The organism is Candidatus Pelagisphaera phototrophica, from assembly GCF_014529625.1.
In the GTDB taxonomy this organism is placed as follows: Bacteria; Verrucomicrobiota; Verrucomicrobiia; order Opitutales; family Opitutaceae; genus Pelagisphaera; species Pelagisphaera phototrophica.
Genome location: NZ_CP076039.1, coordinates 2933511 through 2956762, shown reverse-complemented (window position 1 = coordinate 2956762; position 23252 = coordinate 2933511). Strand labels below are relative to the sequence as shown.

Below are 23252 nucleotides of genomic sequence, written 5' to 3'. Positions count from 1 at the left end.
AATCTTCACCTCTCGTGTAAACTCGCTAACTACCCAAAATGAAGAATATAATTTATCGTTCGACCTCTCTCGCGTTCATGGCGCTTTTTGCGCTGGTAAACAGTAGCCTTGCTCAGGATGCGCCCAAGGCGGGTCCTCGTGAGCACTACGAGCTTCGCTTTTACACCGTCGACTCGGCGGCTCAGCAGCAGCGCGTTGCTGATTACTGGGCTCAGGCGGCGATTCCAGCCTTAAATCGCCTAGGAATTAATAACATTGGCCTCTTCCAGGAAACCAAGCCGCAGGAAGGTGAGGCATTTGGTCAAGTCGTTGTGCTGATTCCCTACAAGAACATCGGCCAGTTCGCGAGTTCGCAGTGGAAGCTCAACGCGGACAAGGAATACAAAAAAGCAGGGGCTGGCTACCTCAGGGCATCGAAGGACGACCCTGCTTATCGCCGGATTGAAAGCCACTTGCTTCGTGCGATGAAGGTTAAGCCGCAGTTAACGGTGCCCAATATCGGAAAGAAGCGAATTTTCGAGATGCGCGAGTACGAAGGGCATAGTGCAGCGGGGAGCGCGAACAAGATTGCCATGTTCGATCAGATCGAGGCGGACATATTTGCCGAGTCCGGGCTAGAGGCGGTCTTTTATTCGGAGACACTCATCGGAAAAAACCGTCCCAGCTTGCGCTACATGGTCACCTTTGATGACGAAGCGGACCAGGCGAAGGACTGGCAGTCCTTCCGTGATAATCCGCGCTGGAACAAAGCCAAGGTCGATCCAAAGTGGAGCAGGGGAGGCGTGTCTGGCCGAACCACGAATTACCTAAAGCCGTTCAAAGGCTCCCAGCTCTAGCGATCGGAAAGCAAAGAACCTTCGAGAGTTTAAGACATGCCGGATGATAGTCCGCGGGTCTTTTTTCGTTGAAGAAATCAAATTTGGGAAAAACCAATAATCCTTAAATCCCTCTAGGATTTCAATCGGGCAAAATCAGTTAAGCCCATCGCTTCCAATAAGGTTCCTTCATGCAGTTCGTCGGATTCGTTTCTAGCGATCACCCCGATATCCACGCCGACAACGGATCGGAATGGCCGCGTACCTGCCTCGGAATCCGCCAAGGAGACGAACGTATTGACAACGTCGATAGGATTAGTGGGAACGTTTTGATCCACAAACATGCCCTCAAACGCTTTACCCATTGCTTCGAAGGTTTTGGGCACGATTTCCGGGTAGGTCTCAGCCCGTCCGTCAGCGTCATTTAGTTTGGGCTTTGCCCGAAAAGCTCGGTGGAAAAGGGTCCCGGTTCGACGACTACCACACCCACTCACGAAGAAGCCAACCCACGCCGCATACCCAGAGAACACTCATCATCGGCCCACTTGCTCGCGTGATATATCGAAAAGAATGGGGCCCAAGATCGACCGGCAACCAGAAGTCTCGATCTCGCCACAGATCTCTGATCAGCAGTGGCATTCCTGTCTAACCACAGATTTTCGGAATTGTAAGGTAGGCTTTAGTTCCGTCATTTAAATTCGAATCGATCGAAAGTTTCCAACCCATTAGCCTTGATAGTTGGGATGCTAGGCTCAAACCCATACCCGTCCCCTTCTCACCCTCGGTTCCTAAGTTCGATACTGAATATTGCTCAGAAAGAATGGTTTCAATGTGAGATGGATTTATGCCTCGTCCATTGTCCTTCACTGAAATGATTAACCGTTTTCTTAGCTCGTAGAGTTCCACCGCAACGCTTCCACCAGGATTGGTGAATTTCAAAGCATTCGATATGAGATTTCTGAGAATTGAATAAAGGTAGTTGGTATCCGCGATAACTCGAAAGGTCCTGTTTGAATGAACAGTCTTATAGCTGATATTTTTCCCCTCGTAGTTTGCTTTAAACAGCGTTTCGATATCCTTTAATACATCTACCAAATCGACTTCCTGGCTTGCAAAAGGCTCCAACTCCGAACCCAGCTGCATACGCTCGAGCAATTCGTCTGCGTGGGCTAAAGCCTTTTGAGTAGTCTCTTCGAGAGTTTTGATCAGTTCGTCGCGCCGTCGTGAATTGCTAAGACTTTCGTGCTGCAGCATATCGTGGATTGAAACCATCGAGCATAGCGGGGCTCGCAAATCATGGGAAATAACTGAAATTAAGAGATTATTGCCATCATTTTGATTTCTCGCCTTCTGCAATTTTAAACGCAGATTCAAATTCCGCACGATCTGTTTAGCAAGGTGCTTCAACGCCTCCTCTTGGTCCGGACGCAATTCACGAGGCTCACGATCAATCACGCACAACGTTCCTATAGCAAAGCCATCAGCAGTTACAATCGGAGCCCCCGCGTAGAATCGCATCAATGGATCGCCTAAGACTAAAGGGTTATCCGAAAACCTCGGATCCTCCAAGGCATCCCTCACAGTAAATACACCGCTTTCTAGGATTGCGTGAGAACAAAAAGAGACCTCCCTGGAAGTTTCCTTTAAAGGAAGGCCAAGGTTCGACTTGAACCATCGCCTTTCTTTACCAATTAAAGACACCAATGATATTGGTGTACAACATATCGCCGAAGCCAATTGAGTCAAATCATCGAACATCTCCTCCGTTTCAGTATCGAGGATACCATACCGATATAGCGATTCTAGTCTCAGCTTTTCGTCATCTGGAATCGGCGTAACGTCCATAAAAAAAACATGTTCACCCCGATTATTCGTACAAGGTTTATTTAATTCTCATTACTACTTTATCTTTTTAAAACATGCTCATTGCGTGTATCCAAAAAGGGTTTAAGTTTTTCAAGGTTGTGCCAATTTGATCGGCTCTGAAAAGCCCTTTTAATGATGATTATCCCATCAACGGCTTGATAACCTTTTGAGCCATGTTTGTGACCCGCCGCAATTTCGTCAAAACCTCCACAGCAGCTACTGCCTAGATCGCCGATCGCGTCTGGACCGCGACATCGTCACGATTGTAATCCTTAAAGGTGGTAGAGGATTTTTCCTCGTTCATTTTCCACTGAAGCGGACCCGATGAGAGATCTGGGAGCATAGCATCCGCCAATGCGAGCGCGACTTTGATTCGCATGGTCGCTTCAAAAATCGGGGTCTCGCTAGATTTCAAAAGCTCTTGGGTTCGGGCATAGGCCTCAGGCCATCCTATTTCCTTAGGTTCGATCAGGTTGTCATCCCCATTCTCATCAAAAAGTCTCTGAGCAAGCTCTTCCACCTCATGGTCGATCTTAAAGGCTATTTCAGGACCGCTATCGGAGCGTAGTTCAAGTCTATACACCCCCAGCCAAAGCCGTTTGGGGCATTGGTTGTAAGCGATGAGTTAAGAATTGGAAAGCGTTTGCAAAATATTAAAAGAGACAAACGCTCATGTTGAAGAAACTCTGTTTAATTCATAACAAGTAAACAACCTTCCTGAAAAGCTAGATTACATAGCAGTTCAGAGCGCGTAATCATTGGGTTGTTCTGTGTAGACTATTTCCATGGGTATGCCCCGTGAGTCCAACTGAGGGGAAGCGGGCAACGTTTTCAACTTATTGTCGAAGGTGCTGGCGACAACCATGCCGACCAAGGCATCTAAAATATCGTCCTTCGCTACCTCGGATCTCTTGAACTTTATGAGTGATCGATTGGTAAGGTCGCGCCCGTTTGGTAGATGATTTTCCAGCAAGCTTAGCCGCTCTTCGAATCCGGCGGAGCACTTTTTTGAATGTTTCATCGCTTGCCGTTTGTTCAGGCCCCAGAAGCATAATTCGGGGTGAATCTCACGGATTGTATATTCAGAATTTTGGCTAGAAAGTAAGAAGGTATTAACTTCGCGAATTTTATTGATAATATTGAATGCCTGCTTGCTAAGCTTTTTTCCGATGGCGATTACGCTCAGCTCCTTCGCGTCCCTGTATTCAGCAGCTTTAAGCACTGGATAGGCTGGGGCAGGGAAGACAGAAGAGCCCCGAGGTCTACCCAGCGCTTTACGAGCGGCTTTGTCACACGCTCGTTCATCGCTGCCCGAGTCGATCAGCCCGATTGGGATATCTATGAAAATTCTAGAACTTTTTGGAAGGACGCTGGTTAGCTCTTCTAGGTCTGAAGCGACTCCAAAGGATATCGACGTCTGGTCTCTCCGAAAATAGAACCAACCGGCTTTGCAACCATCTACGCCGACTGCTGTGTTCATTTTTCGGGAATCATTTTTTATTTTAGAGATGGAGTATAGAGACTTAGCAACTGGTTTTAGCTTTCTTCTTTAAGAAGTTCATGGGTGATTAGGGACATTGCAAACCTACAGGCATTCCGAAGATGAATGGTAAACAGGGATCTGAATACGCGGATCCCCGTTCTCCCGGTCCTCGGAAAAGCATCTCCAAGGACCTTCTGGATATCAAAATTTAAGTATTGATCTTTCAAACTAATCCCTGAAAAAACCGATATTTCGCTGCATCCAGCCTTTCTTAAAATATTGTGGATTACGTCGGATTCTACTAGCTGAGGAGTGTAGTCTGAAATGCCACCTTTCGGGACAAAGATGGCCATACCAGCCCTCGAGCGGGGGCAGCATCTGGTGGGCCCAAGAATTCTCGTAGCCTTCTGGACACGTGCTACCGGCTCACTAGCATGCCAAGCCCGAAGAGGGCGGACCCGCGCGTGAAGCGAAGGATGTCCAATGTCTTTGATCGCTTTGTTATGTGAGTTCAGTAAAAACGAGATCCTTAATCGATTTCCCGCTGTCTGTATTAACAGGCTTCCTGTCTCTCAGCCTTGCTGCGCCAGAGGCACATTTCGAATGTGGATTCTATTCTCGATAATGTGGCCCCTTATGCGTGCCCTAGCTTGCTGATTACTGGAACTGAATTTCTAGCATTTTGGTTATTCGTCCTGGCAGGCGTATTGACAAAAACGTAGCTTTAGTTGGAGATGCAGCAGGGCTAATTTCTCAATAACCTCGAACTTAAATCAAAAGAATCGACAAGCATGAACAAGCCACACCCCATCCCGCTTTTCGTAATCCTCGCTCTGCTGGCAGTAGCGGCACCATTCGCAACGGTGCAAGCCCAACAGCTCTCCGAGGCGCGAATGGTCCAAATGCTCAAGCGCTTTCCAGAGGCGGATGCGAATGGCGATGGCAAACTGAGCCCGAAAGAATTTCAGGCCGCTACCCAAATGGCTCAAGCGGCCGCCGCGCGAGCGATCCCAAAATTCGATCCGGGATGGGAGGAGGATGAATTTCCGCCGCACGCAGTCAGTTTAAAATCGCCTGAAGAGATAATGGCTCTTTATAAAAGCGGGAAACCGGGGCGCACTTATGCGGAAGCGGCCGATGCGATGTCCTTTCATAAGCCTGCTGACGGCATTCTGCGCATCGTGGGGACGGGCCATAGCTTTACCGCGCCCGGTTATAGAACCTTGCCCGCCATCACTCGCGCCGCTGGTTTCGAGCAACCGCTTAGCTTGCACAACGGGGGAGGGCGTACGGGTAGCGTTAGCTACAAATGGGAGGAGGAAAACGGCATATTTGAGTTCGACGGCAAGCCCCTGCCCAAGCTCCTGGCCGCTATTTCCAATGCGGAATGGGAGGCGATGATCTGGGGCCCCTACACCGCAGACCGCCCAAAATTCTATACGAGCTGGATCGATTTCTGCGAAAAGTACAATCCCGGCATGAAGTACTTTGTCATCGATAGCTGGCCCACGCTGAATCAGGCCCAGATGGTCTTCGGTCTCAAAGGAAACCCGGAATCGGAATCCTTCTTTACGGATGAGGTCTTCGATCGGATAAACGAGGTCGCGGACAAGGGCTTTGCGGACCTTATCAAAGAGGTCCGCGAAACCTCCGAAGAGGTCTATGTCCTTGCAACGCGGGCGGCCATGACGGAAGCGGCCAAACGGTTCAACCGGGGAGAACTCCCCGGCGTGCAAGGCTTGTATAAAGTGATTGGCGGAAAAGAAAATTCCATCTGGGCAGACCAACGCGGCCACTTGGGCCCGGGCTTCGCTCGCCTAGAGGGGTATGTCTTCTATGCTACGCTCTACGGTAAATCGCCTGAACTCATTTCAACGCCTATCAAGTTTAAAAAGCCCTCAAGTTTCCAAAGCGACGAACTTGATGGAGTCTTCCGCGAAATCGCCTGGAAGGCGGTCGCGGAGCATCCTTTTTCCGGCGTTACGGACAAGAACGGGAATGGCATCGGCGATGATCTGGAGTAGCTGGAGGCGTATCCAGTTTTCCGAAAAACCTCTCGCCTAAAATTTTAGCCAAAGAAGAAGTTATATGAGAAACTTCCTCCTAACACTTCTGGTTATCTCCAGTTTTATTGCCATAGGCAAAGGCGCTGCGAATGAGGGTGCTGCAAAACCAATGAACGTGGTGTTCATTCTGGCGGATGACCTCGGTTGGAGCGATACGGAGCTTTACGGCAAAACAAAGCTGTATAAAACGCCGAACATTCTACGTTTGGCCAAGCTTGGTTGCACTTTCAACCGAGCGTATTCAAATTCTCCGCTGTGCTCGCCAACGCGGGCCAGTTTTCTAACCGGGCAAACACCTGCCCGTCACGGCAGCACGCAACCGAGGCATCACACGACAAATGTCATTTTGAAGGCGGAGTTGGCAAAACGGGCTAAGCCCTCCGAAAAGGCGCTGCCTGTAGTGAGTGCGACGCGCCTGGATACGAATTTGCCTACCATCGGAAAAATGATGCAACAGGCGGGATATGCCACGGCCCACTTTGGCAAGTGGCATTTGGGAGCGGAGCCTTACAGTCCTTTGCAGCATGGCTTCGCCATCGACATACCGCATCACACCGGTCCCGGTCCTGGGAGGACGTACGTCGCTCCCTGGACTTTCAGACATATCAAGGAGAACTATCCAGGGGAGCACATCGAAGATCGTATGAGCGAAGAGGCGGTCAAGTGGATGGACAAGGTTTCGGGAGAAGATAAGCCCTTTTTCATGAACTACTGGATGTTCTCGGTTCATGGTCCCTGGAATGCCAAGGAGGAGCTGATCGAGAAATACAAAGAAGCGATCGATCCAAGTAACGAGCAGATTTCCGCTACCTATGCTGCCATGGTACACTCGCTTGATGACGCGGTGGGAGTGCTGCTGGCTGCGATTGAACGCAAAGGCATCGCAGATAATACGGTGATCATTTTCACTTCCGACAACGGTGGAAATATTCACACTAGGCTGCCTGAAGGGGGAGGCATTCCGGTCACATCGAACACGCCGCTACGTGGCGGCAAGGCTTCGATGCGTGAGGGCGGGGTGCGCGTGCCTACCATTGTCGTCTGGCCAGGATTGACCACGCCCGGCAGTCGGAGCGACGAGATTATTCAAACCTCGGACTTTTACACAACTATCCTCAAGGGGCAGGGTATCGCTCTTCCGGGAAACCACCCAGTGGACGGCATTGATATCAGGCCCGCCCTGAAAGGCCAGAATCTGGACCGCGACGGGATCTTCACTTACTTCCCGTGTATTGTTCCGGTGTCGGAATGGTTGCCGCCTTCTATGTCCGTGCACTCGGGCAACTATAAAATGGTGCGCGTCTTCCACGGAGGCGAAAACGGACAGCACGATTATAAGCTCTACGACCTTTCAATGGACATTAGTGAGTCAAATAATATGGCTGCGAAGATGCCGGAGCGCACGGAAAGACTGGATCGGATGATCGAAGAGTACTTGAAGGAAACCGGAGCGGTTATCCCGATGCCCAACCCGAATTTCGATCCGAAGCAATTTGACCCGGCCGCGATTGGTGTGAGACCCAGAGGCAAGAATTAGAAAACTAAAGCCTAATCACCGTACCATATGACTCCTCGGAGCAATACCATATAGGTTACTATCACAAGCAGGTTCCTTTTCAACAGGATACTTACCGATAAGTTGTGGCCATATGATGGCTTCTTTCGTCCTTGAGTCCTTCGCTTTGGGGACCGTTTCCTCATCGGCGTAAAGGGCCACAGCTACGCAATCAGGCAACTGGAGCGATAGTGCAACCTGGGGTAAATCGGCTTCGTCTGGCAACGAGGAAGACGTAACGATTCCGATGGGTGTAACTGCGAATGGATCGAAGACCCGAAATGGCCGCCTTCGTGAATTCCAGAGTCATTCCTCGCCTCGCGCGAAGGCTTCGAATTCCTCTTTGCTACTGGCTCGCTGTGTTTCGCCTGCCTCTAATTGGGCGAAACCAATGGCTGCTTCACGTTTTAACCATTCGTTTTCGGCCTCCTGTTTCGGTGACAAGCGAAGCGCTTCCAGAAAGAGGGAATGTCATTGTCGACAGTTCAACCTTTTGGTTACATTTTTGGTGGTTGATTCCGGAAGGAAAACGAGCGAGGACAGAGTTGTTCGTTTTCCAATTATCCCGGTCACCTATTTCTCCGATCAAAAAAAACCAAACCAACAAGTCATGAAACCTATCCACTCATTCTCTAAAGTTGCTCTATGCGCGGCGATTTCTATCCTTTTCGCTTTCGGAGCCTTGGCTGCGGAAGAGAAGACCTTCAAGAAGATTTTCAACGGTAAGGACCTCTCAGGTTGGGAAGGGTTACCTCAGTTCTGGTCGGTTCAGAATGGTGCCATCACTGGCAAGACGGATGACGACAATGTGGTCGATCCAAACACCTTCATTGTATGGCAGGGGGGAGAAGTGGCGGATTTCGTATTGCGCCTGAAATTCAAGATCGTGGGAAATAACGACGATGGCTGGGCTAACTCGGGCATTCAATACCGGGCCAAGGTATTGGATAAGGCCACGTTTTCTGTAGGAGGCTACCAAGCGGATTTCGAAGCGGGGACCAAGTACTCAGGGATTCTCTACGAAGAAAGGGGGCGTGGCATCCTGGCCTTGCGCGGTCAGAAGGCGGAAGTGCATCCCATCCCGGAAGGCAAAAAGAAGCCTGAAATCAAAGTGACGGGCAGTGTGGGCGATTCGGATGAAATTCAGGCCGCGATTAAGCAGGGCGATTGGAATGACTATCGCATCGTCGCGAGAGGGAACCGACTAATGCATTTTATCAATGGCCATAAAGCAGTGGATGTGACGGATATGGATGCGGCGAAGGCCGCCAAGTCTGGCATCTTGGCGTTGCAACTGCACAAGGGAAAGAACATGACCGTGCAGTTTAAGAATATCCGTTTGAGGCAGTAGCGAAGGCTTCCGATACTACCATTGTTAAATAGCAAACTTTTATGAGCCCCAAATAGTATTACTAAGAACAAAATCAATTCGCCCCTTTCTTGTCCCATCTTGGCCTTAACCTGCTTCGCTTTAGCAAGTCAGACTGCCGCAGCGGAGCCATCCTTTCCAGAACTTGAAACGCTCATAGCGTCGGCAGATTCCAATCTCAAAATTCCTGGCGGATCCGTGCGGGTTGTCGAAGATGGCGAAATTATTTTCGATCGTTACTTCGGCACGTTCTCTGAGGATTCGAAAATCCCCTGGGACGAGCAAACGGTCGTCGCGATAGCCTCGATCAGCAAATCCGTCACCGCTACACTGGTTGCCGTTCTCGTTGGTGAAGGAAATCTCTCTTTCGATGATCCGATCGCCAAGTACCTCCCGGAATACGCTGAGCTCAAGCTACAGAACAGCGATCAATCCATTCGTTCCCCAACGATCGCGGAGTGCCTCTCCCATACCGCAGGGTTTCCGGGCGGCACGATGGGCAAACTCCCAAAGAATTCTCCCGTGAAACGTGGCGATCAAGCTGAAGTAGCCCGCCACTTGGCGACTCAAGGGTTGGCAGCTCGTCCCGGCACGCAATATGCCTACACCTTTAGAGGATACGCTGCCGTTTCCAGATTGATAGAAGTCGTCACAGGTCGCCCGATCGCCGAGGTGATGCGCGAAAAGCTTCTCTCTCCTCTGGGCATGAATGAAACGACCTTCACTCTCGGAGTATCGCTCGTTCGTCGCCTTCCGCTTTTCGCCTCTCGTGCCGAGGGACGAAGCGACGAGGAAGTCGCTGCTCAAATCGAACGCTATCGGGCTGAAAGAGGACCGTTTGTCAACACAGCGGGCTCATTGATATCCACCCCTAATGATCTCCAGCGTTTTCTCCAGTTTCACGCCGATAAAGGCCTTGTCGGCAGCCGGCAAATCGTGCCTGCGTCCGTATTGGCCAAACTCTACCGGAAACAACCCGCAACCAAGAACTACGGTCTGGGCTTCAACCTTCGCGGGGGCGGGGTCGTCGGACACGGGGGAGCAACTGGAACTTCAGCCAGCGCCGACCTCAAAACCGGCCGTATTCTTATCGTCTTTACCCAAGCTGGCAGTCCAAGTGCTCGACCCCTCATCTCGGGAGCCGCTAAGGTCGGGTTTCCTCAGGCACTCTCATCGAAGGACCGGCCTTAATTTAACTATTAGCATCCTGATAACAACTACTATATATCCTATGAAACGCTTTAAATATAAACCTGCAAAATTCGTGTTCGCGTTTGCATGCGCGGTGTTGCTTCTGTCCGTTGGCCTTTTCGGGCAAGTAAAAACGCCGACGCACGCGAAAGTCTCCTACGGTGCGGAGGACAGGCAATGGCTGAATCTCTATTTGCCGTCCGGCAATGAGCCGACCCCTGTGTTTTTATACGCCCATCATAATGGATCGACAGCTGATGATGTTCAAAGTAACTGGGCGGATTCGACGGTAGCGGCAGGAATTGCGATCGTTAGCTGGGAATCCATTGCGAAGGTTAAAGGCATGGCCGATTTTCAAACCTGCGCGGCGGATGCGAAGGTTATGTTCGCATGGGTGAAAGAGAATGCAGCGACCTATAATATCGATGCTGAAAAGATCTTTATTGGAGGGCAATCGCGGGGGAGCTTTGTGAGCTGGGAACTCGCCCACAGTCTGGACCCAAGTATTGTAGGGATTTATATGGGACAGGCTCTTCCAGGGGAATCTTTCAATGAACGTTTGTTAGAGCCGATAACAAAAAAGGCACCACCCATCTTTCTTGCCTACCGCAAAGAACCGGGAGTGGTAGGGGATATTCACGATCCCGCCCATGGACTGAGGGTGGTGGAGAGATATAAAGAATTGGGCCTCGGAGATAGCGCTGAACTCGTGCATAGCCTTAGCGAAACGAAGAATAGTCAAGTGATGCAATTCGTCCCGAAATTCGTGCGTTCGGTAGTGAAGTTTTCGGGGAATTAGAAAATGAAGTACAACTACAAAAGAGGAGAATCTAAATGAATATCAAAACGTTAATTTTCATGCTGATCGCAGTCCCCGTTTTGTCGACGGGCGCTTATGCCGTTCCAGCCGATGAGATCGACTGGGGATGGAGTATTGGGCCGACCTTTCCAAATGGAGCCTATGGTCCTAGAACTGATGTTGATCCGGAACTTACTGGGGACAATCACTTGTTCGATGTCTGGGCGCCCGACGGGGATGGCTTATACCCTGTCGTGATCTATGCGCATGGAGGAGGATTCGGATCTGGGGACAAGGTGAAGGCGATCGGCAGTATGCCGAAACTACCAGGAAACGAGATCGTCTTTATTAGTATCAATTACACCTTAAAACAAGGACCTCAAAAAGCAATCCAAGACGGTATTGACGCGGTTGATTATATAATAGAAAACCATGAAAAGTATAAGATCGATCCTGACAAAATATTCCTGAGCGGGAATTCTGCTGGCGGCATCATGATGAATCACATCATCTTCGACCGGAAGACGCCGGGCGTCATAGGCGCATGGCATAGTGCGTATTACAAAAAACAGTTTGCTGATCTAAGTGTAGATAACCTTAGAGAAGTAGGTATCCCGATTGCAATTTCAATGGGCCACCTGTATCCAGAAGACAAAGGTCATAGCGCGCTTGCCGCCGTTACGCTTCTGGAGAAAAACGTGGCCGCCGGAAATTCCGGAATGTGGATCGGTAAAGATAAAGAATCGGGTTCTGTTGTCCAAGTATGGTTAAACGGAAAGTGGATAAAAAACGCGAGTGAAGACATCGATACCAGAGAAAGTTATCCGAGCATGGCAGAGTGGATACATTCGATCATCGAACAGAATTAGGCCAGAGGGCCATTTTTGCTGAGGCCAAAATCGAAAAATTCATGAAGCAAGCATTCGCATTTTTGTTTTTCGCATCCTTTCTATGCGGTTTGGGTGTTTCAGCTAGCGAAAGGCCAAATGTTGTGCTGATTCTGGCGGATGACCTGGGTTGGTCTGGTTTAGGTTGCTATGGTAGCACATTCTATGAAACACCGAATATAGATCGGCTGGCTTCCGAAGGAGTACGGTTCACCGCGGCCTATTCAGCGGCCTCAAACTGTGCTCCCTCACGTGCCTCGATTATGAGCGGACAATACACACCCTCCCACGGCATCCTTTACGTCGGACCTGGCACCTACCAGGAACGTTACAAAGAGTATAATGGAAATCTAAAGAAGTTCCGCATGCTTCAGCCGAGGGGGAAGACTGAACTCCCACCCGTAGACCAGGTGGAAACGATGGCTGAATGCCTCAGGAAAAATAACTATCGAACGGTATTCTTCGGAAAATGGCATCTTGGCATGGGTAAGAATCACCCGGGAAAAAGAGGCTTTGATGTTGCCATTGAAAGTCATGGGAAGCATTTCGGATTCAAAACCACCCCGGAGACCGAGCCTACCGAAGGGCAGTACTTAAGCGATTTCTTTTCCGATCAAGCTGCGAACTTTATCCGAGAATCTGCAAAAGGGAATGCTCCGTTTTTTCTCTATTATGCCGATTTCCTTGTGCACAAGCCGTTGGAGGCCAAACAGGCTTTGCTTGACTATTTTGGCAAAAAGGCGTCCGGCGAATATCAAAAGAGTCCCATGGGTGCAGCCATGATCAAGTCACTGGACGACTCGGTCGGTAAGATTCTCGCTGCGGTCGACGACGCGAAGGTCAAGGATAATACTCTAGTAATCTTCACTTCCGATAATGGCGGTCTGGCTTATGAAGAAGATGGTATCAGGGATGTAAATACGAGCAATTTTCCGCTACGGGGACGTAAGGGTAGTGTGTATGAAGGTGGGTATCGTGTTCCCTGGATAGTAAGCTGGCCAGGCCGGATGTCGCGCGGCAGGGTCGTAGACGGTCCTGTTCACCAGGTGGATCTATACCCCACGATAATAGCGGCTACCGGTACCGACCGACCTCCGCAGGAACTGGATGGCATGAATCTTCTACCATTATTCCGCGACCAGGAAACAAATCTGGAACGCCCGATTTACTGGTATCTTCCAGGTTACAGTGCGTTTCACGAACCGAGCGTTATAATTCGCAAGGAAGGCTGGAAACTGATCGAGAGTCTTGAGGACGGATCGCCTCAACTGTTTCATCTTCCCTCGGACATCGCAGAGACAATCGACCTCAGCTCCAAGAACCCTGAATTAGTTTCTGAACTCAGTGCACTGGCCAATCTCTGGCTCGATGAGACTGAGGCTCCACGAATGACTCCGAATCCTGAGTTTGATGATTAATGCCAGATCGATCGCCACTCATCCTGATGAACCCTGCAAGAACCGATAGATATAGCCTGAGCATAAAAAAGGTTCAGACGCAAAACTCTAACTTCTTCGCTGTCACAATAAGTTTCCGCCTGATCCTTGTCCTGACATATTGAATTTGTATGATTTAGTTTATAGATTGTGAGAGAGTGTCCTTTCACGGTTTGTAGAAAGTTGGCGACCCTGGCCCCACCGGCAAGCCCAGAGTAAAGGTCCAAAGGATAAAGAAGCTGCTCCAGACGATGATGAAGAAGGTGGTATAGGGCAGCATGATCGCGATCATTGTTCCCACGCCCAGATTCTTGTCGTACCGCGTCGCCCACGCGAGGATAAGGCCGAAGTAGCTCATCATGGGCGTGATGATGTTTGTGGTGGAATCTCCAATACGATAGGCTGCCTGGATGGCTTCTGGCGCATATCCAATGAGCATAAGCATTGGCACGAAAATAGGCGCTGTTACCGCCCACTGCGCGGAAGCGGAGCCCAATGAAAGGTTGATGACGGCGCACATAAGGATAAAGAAGATGAAGACCATCGGGCCCGTCATGCCGGTATCTTTAAGGAACTCCGCGCCAGTAACCGCGCCAATTGCTCCGAGTTTGGTCCAGCCGAAGAAGGCGACGAACTGCGCGGCGAAAAATACTAGTACGATATAAAGGCCCAAGGATGCTAGGGCCTTGGCCATGGAATCTATGACATCCCGATCCGTCCGCATGGTGCCGACCGCTCGGCCATAGGCATAGCCCGTCGCGATGAAGAAGATGAGGATCCACACAACGAAACCGCGGAAGAACGGCGAATTTATCCGGTCTCCGGTCTCCGGATTGCGAAAGACACCCCATTCCGGAACCAAGGTCAGTGCCATCAGACCCAGCACTCCTGTGAGCGCGATCAAGGCCCAGAAGAGCCCCTTCTTCTCATCGTCGGAGAGCCGCTCCATCATTCGCTTATCGAGAATGGTCGGTTCGGCCCGGGAGGAATCGTATTTGCCCAGTTTGGGCTCTACGATGAAAATGCTCACTAGCGAGCCCACAACCATTATCAAGAAAGTCGATGCGACCATGAAATACCAATTGGCGGTTGCCACTACGACATAATCCGGATCGATCAAGCGAGCCGCTTCCTGCGTGATACCTGCCAAAAGCGGATCGATCGTCCCAATCAGGACATTGGCGCTATAGCCGCCAGAGACCCCCGCGAAGGCGGCGGCCATCCCTGCCAAAGGATGCCGATCGAGCGCATAGAAAATGGCGCCCGCTAGGGGGATCAGAACCACATAGCCGACTTCTGAAGCCGTGTTCGAAACGATGCCTGCAAAAACGATGGCAACGGTCACGATGTGGCGAGGCGCCGACAAGACCATGCAGCGGACCGCTGCAGACAAAAGCCCAGAGCGCTCTGCGACACCGACGCCCAGCATCGCGACCAGTACAACGCCCAACGGTGCGAAGCTCGTGAAGTTCGTCACGAGATTGGTGAAGATCATGCGTATGCCATCGGCATTCAACAGACTCACCGGGCGGATCATCCCGTCTTCTGCCACGCCGCGCGTACCGGCAGGTCTAGGATCCTCGACTGCAAGTCCCATCCAGCCGAAAATCCCCGAGAGGAGGACGATGCCGACGGCCAGAATGGCAAACAAGGTCACCGGATGCGGAAGAAAATTGCCCAACCATTCAACGGTATCGAGAAAACGGGTAAAAGGGTTACGGCGCTTAAGGGGTTGCGGCGTTGGGGCATTCGTCATAGCTTGAGTCTTCGTTCTAAAGTATCAGGTGCTTGTACCCCTAGATGTGTCAATCCTCCTGCTACAAATTCCTCTAGCGGTTGACCCTTCGACTTGGCTCAGGCTCTGCGACATCTCTTCGACTTTAGTCGACATTGCCGGAGGAGAGGTTCCTGCGACGGACGGCAAGAGTTTGTTTTCCGTGTTAAAAGGAGAAACCTCTCATGACCGCGAACGGGCTTTTCGGATTCATCAGGCCGGCGGTTATACACAAAGAGCAATTCGCAATAAAGAATTCAAACTTGGCTGGAATCCGGAACGGGAAATGGATTACTACCTCGATGTTTTGATGGAGCCCAAGATCAATAAGTTCTTTGCCAAAGCCTGGAGAGAACGGCTGGGAAAAGCCAAAACGGATCCTGCGGCACAAGCGAAAATCGACCATGTTGTGAAGCATCCTGAGTTTGAACTTTATAATATCCAGGAGGATCCTTGAGAGTTGGATAACCTCGCCGATAATCCCGAATACAGTCCAATGTTAGAAGCGATGCATACCCAACTTAAGGCCGATATGAAGGCGTTGAATGATGCCTTTTCAACGGTAGACCCCAAAGATCTAAAACGGGCAAAAAAGGCGCAAGCGGAACAGGTAGAGAAAGTTGAGAAAACGGAGAAGCCGGAAAGGGTGGAACCGATGGCATTAACGGAAAAGCAGAAAAAAAGGGAAACGAGGAATCTCGCGAGACAGAAGGCCAAAGGAAAATAAACAGATAAGAAAGCTATTAATGAATCGACATTATTTCATGTGTTTTGCTCCTTCAGTGTCCTGCAGGATGATAATGGGTTCGTCAGCCTGGATCTTTAATCCACGGTTTGCCGAACTGAATCCGATTCCGTCTTGATGGGCTCGGGGAAACGCCTCGACCCAGGAGTATTTGATACTCTAGTTATCTAGAGGGGTATCGTCAAACGGCCACTGGCCACCCGCTTTCAAACGTGTTTGCGGTTAGCCTTTCTAAAAGCTTTCTTGCACCTACCCTGTCCCTATTTTGAATCTGGCTGACGTATCGGCTTACCGAATACTCGGTGCCCATGCCCAATCTTTTTTGCAAGTGGTATTACAGTCCTCCGATTTCTTGTAGGAGCGCCATTAATCGATTCTTGCCCTGCCGCACGCTCGGATGAAGCGCCCTAGAATCCACGCGGATTGCGTCCATTGCCACGCACTCGCTGCTGCTTAGGCATAGGAGGAGTCTCCAAATAGAGGCTGTACCACGCATCCCCCAATCCTGCATTGGAGAAACTCTTTACACGTTGGTTGGCTAGGTGCTCCCAGTTTCTGATGATGGTTGCGTCACCAGTGGCCTTTTTAGCCTTCAACAATACCCGACGGGCTTCATCAGGCTCGCCAACCTTAACGTAGATCCACGACATCAAGCCGTACAGCAAAGTGCCGCTATCGCCCCGAGACCATCTAATCCGGCGCCTGTAGACTTTTTTCGCGCCCTCCAAATCATCGTTTTGATAACACCGGGCTATCCTCATGGCCGCCGCCATGGGATCCATCATCATCGGGCCCCTCAGGAAACCGCAGGTGGCGAGGATCTCGTCCGCCTGCTCGAAATCTTTGAGCTGGTAGTGAAACTGCATGCGCATGGTTGCAATCTGGCGGCCCATGAGCACGGACCACTTCTGGAAAGGCTCGAGCCCCTTGGTGAGCTCCAGTGCTTCCTTTAACATGGCCTTTTGATCCATCTCGAGTTGGCGTTGTATTTGCTTAACGTTGCCGCCAGGCTTGTTCTGGAATTGCTGCACCTTCCGCTGCATGCGCCTCTGAGCCGTTTGCATGTGTTCCTGAAGCGCGCCTTGGGCCTTGGACAATTTTTTCCGAACCAGGCATCCGACCAAGAAAAACGAGCCAGCGAATCCGGCAAGGCTTAGGAAGACCGTCATCCCGGTGCTAACTTGCGAAGCGATCAAGGCGGTTGCGATTGCGCTAGCGATCAGTGCTGAAATGAAAAGTGAAAGCATACCCTGAGACCTTTTTGTCTAATAAATTTATTCCGTACAGTGATTTGTCTGAAGATGCATGGGAGGGGCTCAAATGAGGGTCAATGTTTACTTCTCGATACATTGACGAGCCGGGCAACCGGGCCAGACCTTGAATCTCATTATTCTCGACACCCGATGTCCCATCTCATCCACATCGCTGATCAAAAGAACGCTGCTGGCAGGGGTTGTCTCATGAGTAACCTTGGTTGGAAGGGATGAGAGTGCGATATGATTTTTCTTGGTGATCCAATCATTTAGGAGCATGCTGGGTCACAGTACTTCACGTTTTCTTGTTTATTCACCCCGTTTTTGAACCCATGAATTTCTTGTACTCGACGATTCATTTCTGCACCGTTCCCCGGTTTTTCACTATGTTACTGGCTGCTCTGATACTAGTGCCCATTGCATTCGGTTCGTTTGAGCCGCAGAAGGCATCTTAGCTCCCGGCTTTCTTCCCGGTAGGACATTTAGTCGAACCCAACCAAGATATGAATCCTGACACTCGCATCGCCATCAACGCTCAACCTGTGTCGAACGGCCCTGAGGTTTCCGTGCAACCACAGGCACCACCCGTGCGGGTGCTTGAGCCGCTGGCGGCGAAGCTCGAACCGTCTCGAAAAATCGCCTACAAATCAGTGGGCAAGGGGCGTGCTCTCGAATTGCATGTTTTCGAACCGGAGGAGCACGACGCTTCAAAAGACAGGCGACCGTGTATTCTTATCATTCACGGAGGCGGATGGACCGGAGGGGAGCCGCGGGTGTACTACACGATCGCCGATCATTACGCTAAGAAAGGGATGCTCGCAATTAGCCTGCAATATCGGCTCATGAACGCGAAGGAGGGCGTAACGGTATTCGATTGCGTGAAGGACGGTCGTTCGGCGATGAGATGGCTGCGGGCACAGGCATCGACGTTGGGAATCGATCCGAATCGGATTGCGGTAACCGGCGGTTCGGCGGGTGGTCATGTCGCACTGGCAACGGCAGTTTTCGAGAATGGCCCCGAGGTCGACGCCGCAAGGGATGATCTTTCCATATCGTGTATCCCGGATTTACTGATTCCCCTGAATCCCGTGGTTGACACCTCGGCGGATGGATACGGACAAGGGAAGATCGGGAAACGCTGGAGGGAGCTGTCTCCACTACATCATGTTAAGCGTGATCTGCCACCGATGCTGATCTGTCATAGCACCGGGGATACGGTCACGCCCTATACGGGCGCCGCCCGGTTTGCGGAGTTGTCCAAGGCGGCGGGCAACGACTGCCAGCTATTCACGTTCGAAGGCGGTCGGCATGGCTGGTTCATTTTCGATCTAGAGCACTATGCGACTATCTTGCACGTGATGGATGTTTACCTAATAGAAAAAGGATTTCTTTAGAAGATACCGGAAAGCCGTACCCGTAATCAGCCATCGTTGGGTCTACCCAAAAAGAAGAGAGAACATTAGTTCGGATCATTTACACAGAAAAAATTGCAGGCTTTCCGTAGCCTCATACAGCCTGTTCTTATTTCAACCAGACACTCAATATTTTGTTTTCCTCAATGGGCTGGGCCGCACCCGCAGTGCTGCGCCCCTCTTTGATGTAACGCTCCACGATATTGCGCATATCTTCGGCGATTTCCGGATGGGAGCTGTAAAGGTTTTCAGTTTCTTTGGGATCGGCTTTTAGGTTGTAGAGTTCAAACCCTTTTTTCATCTGAATGAGTTTCCAGTCTCCTTTGCGAATCCCCAGTTGCCCTTCAATGCTGCAGTGCACCACCGGAGCTCTCTCAAAACTCTCGCCACGTAGGGCCGGCAGGAAGCTGACGCTATCTTCCGCGCTGTTGTCTGGAAATTCGACAGAGAAGTAATCGGCTAAAGTCGCCATGATATCGCTCACGCAAATAACTTCCGAACGGCGCTTGCCCGCCTTGGTAAGACCGGGCCAGCGAATCATGAAAGGAACACGGTGCCCGCCTTCGTAGAGCTCGCGTTTTTTGCCGCGTACACTGTAGTTGAATGTAGCTGCCGAGTCGGGCCAGTTCTTTTTAGCAAAGCTAATTTCCGTTCCGTTATCGGTAGAAAAAATGAGAATCGTGTTGTCGCGGATGCCGGCGTCTTTGATCGCCTGTTCAACTTGCCCGAGAACCCAGTCGGTTTGGTAAATCCAGTCGGCATAGACGCTGTCGGGAACCTGGCCTTTACCGATAAATTCGGCATCCGGTACGATAGGAGAGTGCGGCGAAGTAAGAGAAAAATACAGGAAGAAGGGTCTCTCTTCAGCGGCTTTTTCCTTGATATAGGCAATGCTTTTCCGGGTGATAACAGGCAGGTCTTTTTCAAAATTCCAATCGGGGACCATCAGACCGGCGGCGCCGGTATAGTCATTGTTGCGTTCAGGCATTCTAAACGGTTTAAACATGGTGGGGATTTCCAGAATATGGTCGTTTTCGTGCCAGGTGTAAGGCGGGAAGTTGGGCATGCCGCTGCCGAAATAGGTGTCGAAGCCAGCTCCCAGAGGGCCGCCGCCGATGCCTCCGGGCTGCATAGCTCTCTGCCAGTCCACCAGGCTCTCCTCCGGTGTGGCTCTGTCTGACTTCGGCCGTAGTTGCGGCTCGTCACTCTTAAAGGGCCACTCCCAGCCTAGGTGCCACTTACCGATGCAGGCCGTGTCGTAACCGAGACCTTTCAGTATCTTGGGCAGGGTTAGTCTTTCCTTCTCAATCGCTGAAGACTCATAGGGTCTAAGGACTCCGTTTTTGAGGACGCCACGCCAGGGGTAGCGCCCGGTGAGCAGCGCGTAACGAGTCGGCGAACAGACTGAACTCGGGGTGTGCGCATCCATAAATGATTCGGCGTCACGGCTCAACTGGTCGAGGTGGGGCGTCGGGGCCTGAAAAGTGGGATTGTAAGCCTGGACTGAGTCAATCCCCATATCGTCGGCAAAGACGATGATGACATTCGGTTTTTCCGCAGCTGTCAGGAAGTTCCCGCTCAAGATAAAAAGCGCGATAGGAAACGCCAGTTTCAGCATGGTTCTAATCCTCATCTAGTTAGCAATTAAGAGTTGGTGGCTGCTTTCCGGGAGTTGTTGATAGGAAATGATTGTCTCTCTGGGCTCTAGTGGTCAAGTCGCCTAATACTCGGTGCGTTCGCTGCAATGGTTCCGATTTGATTCGGAGTTGAGTTTGATAGTGAGATTGTTAGCAAGCTCGATTCTCGGTATCGATTTGTTGATCTCTATTTGAAATAGGGTTTTAGTAACGATCTCTTTGATAGCTGAGACGATTTCGGGAACTGGATAGGTTGACAGATTGGCTTTGGAAATGGATTCTAATTGGTAGGATTAATTATCGTTCTTATGAAAAAAATACCCTTTTCTGCATCGGCATCGAATCGCCGCCAGTTTTTGAAAACCTCGTCGCTTCTTGCGGGAGGTGCCTTTGTTGTGCCTCGATTTTCGATTGGGCAATCCGGACAGTCTGCGAACAACAAGCTTAATATTGCGTTTATCGGAGTCGGCCCAGGTCAGGGCAGAGGAAATCTGACGCAAATGGCCAACGAAAATATTGTAGCATTTTGCGATGTCGATCCTGCTCAGATTGCGAAGACCAAGGAGAAATTTCCAAATGCTCGTACGTTTAGCGATTACCGCGAAATGTTCGACAATATGGGCAATCAGATCGATGCGGTCGGAATTGCGACTCCGGACAATACGCATTTCGTCGCGGCGATGGCAGCAGCAGATTTGGGTAAGCACCTCTTTGTTCAGAAGCCTTTGGTTCACAATATCTATGAGCTAAGAACGCTTTGCGAAAAGACTCGGCAGAATAAGCTCGTTACTCAGATGGGAAATCAGGGGCGCGCTTTCGATGGAATGCGTCATATCAAGGAATGGTTCGACGCGGATGTGCTAGGGGAGGTGCGAGAAGTTATTGCGTGGACGAATCGGCCTAATGAAGGATACGGTTTCCGGTCCGGCGAGAGAAAGAAATTGCCTGACGCTCAACCAATTCCGCAGGGTATGGATTGGGACAAATGGATTGGGCCAGCTCCTATGACTGGTTTTAGCGAAGACTTGCATCCGGGCTACTGGCGCGGTTGGTGGGATTATGGGTGTGGAGGATTGGGCGATATTGGCTGCCACACGATCGACATTCCGTACTACGCTCTTCAGCTCGGTCATCCTACGAAAATTGAGGTAGAATTGGCTGGTGAGCCAAATTTGATCTACACGCCTAGCGGTAGCGTTGTAACGTATCATTTTCCAGCTCGCAACGGGTTGCCTCCCGTAAAGGTCAAGTGGATTGAAGGTCCGACGGTGCCGAAGATGGCGAAGGATTTTGAAGCGGCTCAAGCGGTCTCACTAGCCAAATCGGGGAGTAAGGAAGAAGCGAAAACCTATGCTGATGGCATTTTCATGGTAGGAAAAAAGCAAACGCTCTTTTCGCCGGGTATGCGTCCCAATAGTCCGCGTCTTTATGATGAAGACGTTTGGCAAGAGTTTCGCCGAAACCGTCCACCTCAAACATTGCCGCGAATTAAAGGAGGGAATATTCAAGAGTGGATACGAGCCGTAAAGGGGGAGGGGCCGAGACCTGGCTCGCATTTTGACTATGCCGAAGGATTGACGGAGTTAATTTTGCTCGGAGCGTTGGCCATTCGCACGGGTAAGAATATCGAATGGGATTCGAAGAAAATGAAAATAACGAATGAACCCTCCCTTAATAAGTACATAAAGCCAAAGGCTCGCAAGGGTTGGGGTGAGTACTATCGTGGTTGATTTTAGTATCCTATCAGCGGTAGCCGCACGAGAGTGCATGACCTTAATTGTCTGATTCGGAGCCAGCGAAGTCTGAAAAGGGCGCGTAATCGGTCGCGGATCAAAGTGAGCAAACGGATAACCAAATCAACGACTCTCTTTTGTCGGGTCGGAACCTCAGGTTCCGGCCTTTTGTTTTTGTGTGAGAATATTTCAAAGGATGTTAGTCTAACACTTCTTTGAGAAATGGTAGAAGTCGCTTTGTCCGTTCCGTGGCACCTTCGGCGGTGGTGTGGTGGCTGGTGTCGTAGAAGAGCTCGATGTCTTGGACGAAATCCTCAGGTTTGCCGAGGAACTCTAGTCCCATTGAGGATGTGAAGTTGGTGATGCGATGGATGCTAGCTTTTACTTTGGGGTGCTCGAGATCTAGCTTTGGGTTCCGGGCCATGGGGAGCCAGGACATGAGGATTTGCACATTGTTTTCACGGGCCCATTTTGTGAACTCTTTGAAGTCATGTCGGGTCATTACGGATACAGGATGCAAGTCCATTAGATAATAATCGTGCGTTCCGCGCCAAAGAGTGTGGTTGCTTTGCACGAAATCGCCATGACGATTGAGGGTCAGGTAGTTGTAATAAGCAGGGATTTCGCCAGCGTATCGACCGTCCCATTGATCCTCGAGGTTTTCGATCACTTTCTTTGGAGGGAGTGGTTTGAGGTGCTTCTCGAAGTCACCCGTCAACTGGCCGAGACGTACGAAGTCTCCGGCCAGGACTTTCCGCCAAGGCAGACTTTTCAGGAACTGGGCTTTTCGGCGAAGAGACAGGCTCCAGAAGAACTCGGGTTCCCAGATCGTTATCTCGTCTGCCGCATAGCTGGAGTAGTTGTTCCGAAAGTACATGGAGTTTTCCAATCCCAGAATCACCGCGTCACCTGGTTTGGCGAAAAGCCGGACTTCGTCGAAGCAGAACTCGAGCGGCATGTTGATATTGAAGGCAAGATTTACTACGTCAAATCCTGTCTCCGCCTGCAACAGGGGCGAATCGAACCCGAACCAAGTGCTGGATCCTCCTTGTAGCCAAATAGTGGGTCCCTCGACGGATTCGGCGATGTGGTGTTTTGCGATCCGAACTTCGCGATTTAAATGATGGGGCCACCAGGGCATGCCGAGATGAACGCAGAAGAGAATCACTGCGATGGCAAATGCTGCCAATAGCGAGAGGAGAAACCAGACTATGAATTCCTTAGCGTTCAT

At 50.6% G+C, this 23252-nt stretch carries 21 protein-coding genes; 13 read left to right on the top strand and 8 right to left on the bottom strand.

Translation table 11 applies throughout. The annotated features are described in order from the left end of the window. Positions 1 to 38: 38 nt before the first annotated feature. Positions 39 to 836: an NIPSNAP family protein gene (locus GA004_RS12750; RefSeq protein WP_283394253.1), complete on the top strand. Its 798-nt coding sequence runs from the start codon at positions 39 to 41 to the stop codon at positions 834 to 836. A 113-nt stretch (positions 837 to 949) separates the two neighbouring features. Here the strand turns inward: GA004_RS12750 and GA004_RS12745 are convergent, their stop codons facing one another. Together GA004_RS12745 and GA004_RS12740 are read right to left on the bottom strand one after the other, a co-directional pair. After that, positions 950 to 1180 (bottom strand): hypothetical protein, encoded by a 231-nt coding sequence (locus tag GA004_RS12745; RefSeq protein WP_283394252.1) that lies wholly within the window; start codon positions 1178 to 1180, stop codon positions 950 to 952. Between the two features lie 280 nt (positions 1181 to 1460). Beyond that, a complete protein-coding gene (locus GA004_RS12740) occupies positions 1461 to 2660 on the bottom strand; it encodes a GAF domain-containing sensor histidine kinase (protein WP_283394251.1) in 1200 nt (399 codons plus the stop codon). 194 nt (positions 2661 to 2854) lie between these two features. On the opposite strand from GA004_RS12740, the gene GA004_RS18245 reads away from it, so the two are divergent. Next, entirely contained in the window at positions 2855 to 2908 is a 54-nt protein-coding gene (locus GA004_RS18245; protein WP_425492935.1) for a twin-arginine translocation signal domain-containing protein, read from the top strand. Here GA004_RS18245 and GA004_RS12735 read toward each other — a convergent pair. Beyond that, a complete protein-coding gene (locus GA004_RS12735; RefSeq protein WP_283394250.1) occupies positions 2905 to 3264 on the bottom strand; it encodes a hypothetical protein in 360 nt (119 codons plus the stop codon). The genes GA004_RS18245 and GA004_RS12735 overlap by 4 nt on opposite strands. 159 nt (positions 3265 to 3423) lie before the next feature. Further along, positions 3424 to 4161 (bottom strand): DUF429 domain-containing protein, encoded by a 738-nt coding sequence (locus tag GA004_RS12730; RefSeq protein ID WP_283394249.1) that lies wholly within the window; start codon positions 4159 to 4161, stop codon positions 3424 to 3426. A gap of 794 nt (positions 4162 to 4955) precedes the next feature. Between GA004_RS12730 and GA004_RS12725 the strand changes: the two genes are divergently transcribed. The 7 genes from GA004_RS12725 to GA004_RS12695 all read left to right on the top strand — a co-directional run bounded on the left by GA004_RS12725 (position 4956) and on the right by GA004_RS12695 (position 13449). Continuing rightward, positions 4956 to 6188 (top strand): hypothetical protein, encoded by a 1233-nt coding sequence (locus GA004_RS12725; RefSeq protein WP_283394248.1) that lies wholly within the window; start codon positions 4956 to 4958, stop codon positions 6186 to 6188. Positions 6189 to 6252: 64 nt separating this feature from the next. Further along, the gene (locus tag GA004_RS12720; RefSeq protein ID WP_283394247.1) at positions 6253 to 7767 is read left to right on the top strand and encodes a sulfatase; all 1515 of its coding nucleotides are present in this window, start codon (positions 6253 to 6255) and stop codon (positions 7765 to 7767) included. A gap of 628 nt (positions 7768 to 8395) precedes the next feature. After that, positions 8396 to 9136 (top strand): 3-keto-disaccharide hydrolase, encoded by a 741-nt coding sequence (locus tag GA004_RS12715; protein WP_283394246.1) that lies wholly within the window; start codon positions 8396 to 8398, stop codon positions 9134 to 9136. A gap of 99 nt (positions 9137 to 9235) precedes the next feature. Next, on the top strand, positions 9236 to 10345 hold the full coding sequence (locus tag GA004_RS12710) for a serine hydrolase domain-containing protein (protein WP_283394245.1): 1110 nt from the start codon (positions 9236 to 9238) through the stop codon (positions 10343 to 10345). A gap of 40 nt (positions 10346 to 10385) precedes the next feature. Continuing rightward, positions 10386 to 11144: a hypothetical protein gene (locus GA004_RS12705; protein WP_283394244.1), complete on the top strand. Its 759-nt coding sequence runs from the start codon at positions 10386 to 10388 to the stop codon at positions 11142 to 11144. A gap of 35 nt (positions 11145 to 11179) precedes the next feature. Beyond that, a complete protein-coding gene (locus GA004_RS12700) occupies positions 11180 to 12013 on the top strand; it encodes an alpha/beta hydrolase (RefSeq protein ID WP_283394243.1) in 834 nt (277 codons plus the stop codon). Between the two features lie 41 nt (positions 12014 to 12054). Beyond that, the gene (locus GA004_RS12695; protein ID WP_283394242.1) at positions 12055 to 13449 is read left to right on the top strand and encodes a sulfatase; all 1395 of its coding nucleotides are present in this window, start codon (positions 12055 to 12057) and stop codon (positions 13447 to 13449) included. Between the two features lie 184 nt (positions 13450 to 13633). Here the strand turns inward: GA004_RS12695 and GA004_RS12690 are convergent, their stop codons facing one another. Then, positions 13634 to 15223 carry an AbgT family transporter gene (locus GA004_RS12690; RefSeq protein ID WP_283394241.1) on the bottom strand — a complete coding sequence of 530 codons (1590 nt, stop codon included), beginning with the start codon at positions 15221 to 15223 and terminating at the stop codon, positions 13634 to 13636. 28 nt (positions 15224 to 15251) lie between these two features. Here GA004_RS12690 and GA004_RS12685 point away from each other — a divergent pair, with 28 nt between their 5' ends. Both GA004_RS12685 and GA004_RS12680 read left to right on the top strand, forming a co-directional pair. Beyond that, the gene (locus GA004_RS12685) at positions 15252 to 15698 is read left to right on the top strand and encodes a hypothetical protein (protein ID WP_283394240.1); all 447 of its coding nucleotides are present in this window, start codon (positions 15252 to 15254) and stop codon (positions 15696 to 15698) included. 51 nt (positions 15699 to 15749) lie between these two features. Further along, a complete protein-coding gene (locus tag GA004_RS12680; RefSeq protein WP_283394239.1) occupies positions 15750 to 15968 on the top strand; it encodes a hypothetical protein in 219 nt (72 codons plus the stop codon). 425 nt (positions 15969 to 16393) lie between these two features. Here the strand turns inward: GA004_RS12680 and GA004_RS12675 are convergent, their stop codons facing one another. Then, the gene (locus GA004_RS12675; protein WP_283394238.1) at positions 16394 to 17233 is read right to left on the bottom strand and encodes a hypothetical protein; all 840 of its coding nucleotides are present in this window, start codon (positions 17231 to 17233) and stop codon (positions 16394 to 16396) included. 509 nt (positions 17234 to 17742) lie between these two features. Here GA004_RS12675 and GA004_RS12670 point away from each other — a divergent pair. Further along, the gene (locus GA004_RS12670; protein ID WP_283394237.1) at positions 17743 to 18633 is read left to right on the top strand and encodes an alpha/beta hydrolase; all 891 of its coding nucleotides are present in this window, start codon (positions 17743 to 17745) and stop codon (positions 18631 to 18633) included. A 127-nt stretch (positions 18634 to 18760) separates the two neighbouring features. On the opposite strand, the gene GA004_RS12665 is transcribed toward GA004_RS12670, so the two are convergent. Beyond that, positions 18761 to 20284 (bottom strand): sulfatase-like hydrolase/transferase, encoded by a 1524-nt coding sequence (locus tag GA004_RS12665; protein WP_283394236.1) that lies wholly within the window; start codon positions 20282 to 20284, stop codon positions 18761 to 18763. A gap of 312 nt (positions 20285 to 20596) precedes the next feature. On the opposite strand from GA004_RS12665, the gene GA004_RS12660 reads away from it, so the two are divergent. After that, positions 20597 to 22018: a Gfo/Idh/MocA family protein gene (locus tag GA004_RS12660; protein WP_283394235.1), complete on the top strand. Its 1422-nt coding sequence runs from the start codon at positions 20597 to 20599 to the stop codon at positions 22016 to 22018. Positions 22019 to 22220: 202 nt separating this feature from the next. Here GA004_RS12660 and GA004_RS12655 read toward each other — a convergent pair whose 3' ends face one another. Next, on the bottom strand, positions 22221 to 23252 hold the full coding sequence (locus GA004_RS12655) for a hypothetical protein (protein ID WP_283394234.1): 1032 nt from the start codon (positions 23250 to 23252) through the stop codon (positions 22221 to 22223).

Coding starts and splice junctions, on each gene's coding strand:
- GA004_RS12690 (WP_283394241.1), bottom strand. CDS start 15,223: ATGACGAATGCCCCAACGCCGCAACCCCTTAAGCGCCGTAACCCTTTT.
- GA004_RS12670 (WP_283394237.1), top strand. CDS start 17,743: ATGAATCCTGACACTCGCATCGCCATCAACGCTCAACCTGTGTCGAAC.
- GA004_RS12745 (WP_283394252.1), bottom strand. CDS start 1,180: ATGGGTAAAGCGTTTGAGGGCATGTTTGTGGATCAAAACGTTCCCACT.
- GA004_RS12700 (WP_283394243.1), top strand. CDS start 11,180: ATGAATATCAAAACGTTAATTTTCATGCTGATCGCAGTCCCCGTTTTG.
- GA004_RS12705 (WP_283394244.1), top strand. CDS start 10,386: ATGAAACGCTTTAAATATAAACCTGCAAAATTCGTGTTCGCGTTTGCA.
- GA004_RS12750 (WP_283394253.1), top strand. CDS start 39: ATGAAGAATATAATTTATCGTTCGACCTCTCTCGCGTTCATGGCGCTT.
- GA004_RS12675 (WP_283394238.1), bottom strand. CDS start 17,233: ATGCTTTCACTTTTCATTTCAGCACTGATCGCTAGCGCAATCGCAACC.
- GA004_RS12695 (WP_283394242.1), top strand. CDS start 12,055: ATGAAGCAAGCATTCGCATTTTTGTTTTTCGCATCCTTTCTATGCGGT.
- GA004_RS12715 (WP_283394246.1), top strand. CDS start 8,396: ATGAAACCTATCCACTCATTCTCTAAAGTTGCTCTATGCGCGGCGATT.
- GA004_RS12665 (WP_283394236.1), bottom strand. CDS start 20,284: ATGAGGATTAGAACCATGCTGAAACTGGCGTTTCCTATCGCGCTTTTT.
- GA004_RS12720 (WP_283394247.1), top strand. CDS start 6,253: ATGAGAAACTTCCTCCTAACACTTCTGGTTATCTCCAGTTTTATTGCC.
- GA004_RS12730 (WP_283394249.1), bottom strand. CDS start 4,161: ATGAACACAGCAGTCGGCGTAGATGGTTGCAAAGCCGGTTGGTTCTAT.
- GA004_RS12725 (WP_283394248.1), top strand. CDS start 4,956: ATGAACAAGCCACACCCCATCCCGCTTTTCGTAATCCTCGCTCTGCTG.
- GA004_RS12680 (WP_283394239.1), top strand. CDS start 15,750: ATGCATACCCAACTTAAGGCCGATATGAAGGCGTTGAATGATGCCTTT.
- GA004_RS12660 (WP_283394235.1), top strand. CDS start 20,597: ATGAAAAAAATACCCTTTTCTGCATCGGCATCGAATCGCCGCCAGTTT.
- GA004_RS12740 (WP_283394251.1), bottom strand. CDS start 2,660: ATGGACGTTACGCCGATTCCAGATGACGAAAAGCTGAGACTAGAATCG.
- GA004_RS12655 (WP_283394234.1), bottom strand. CDS start 23,252: ATGAACGCTAAGGAATTCATAGTCTGGTTTCTCCTCTCGCTATTGGCA.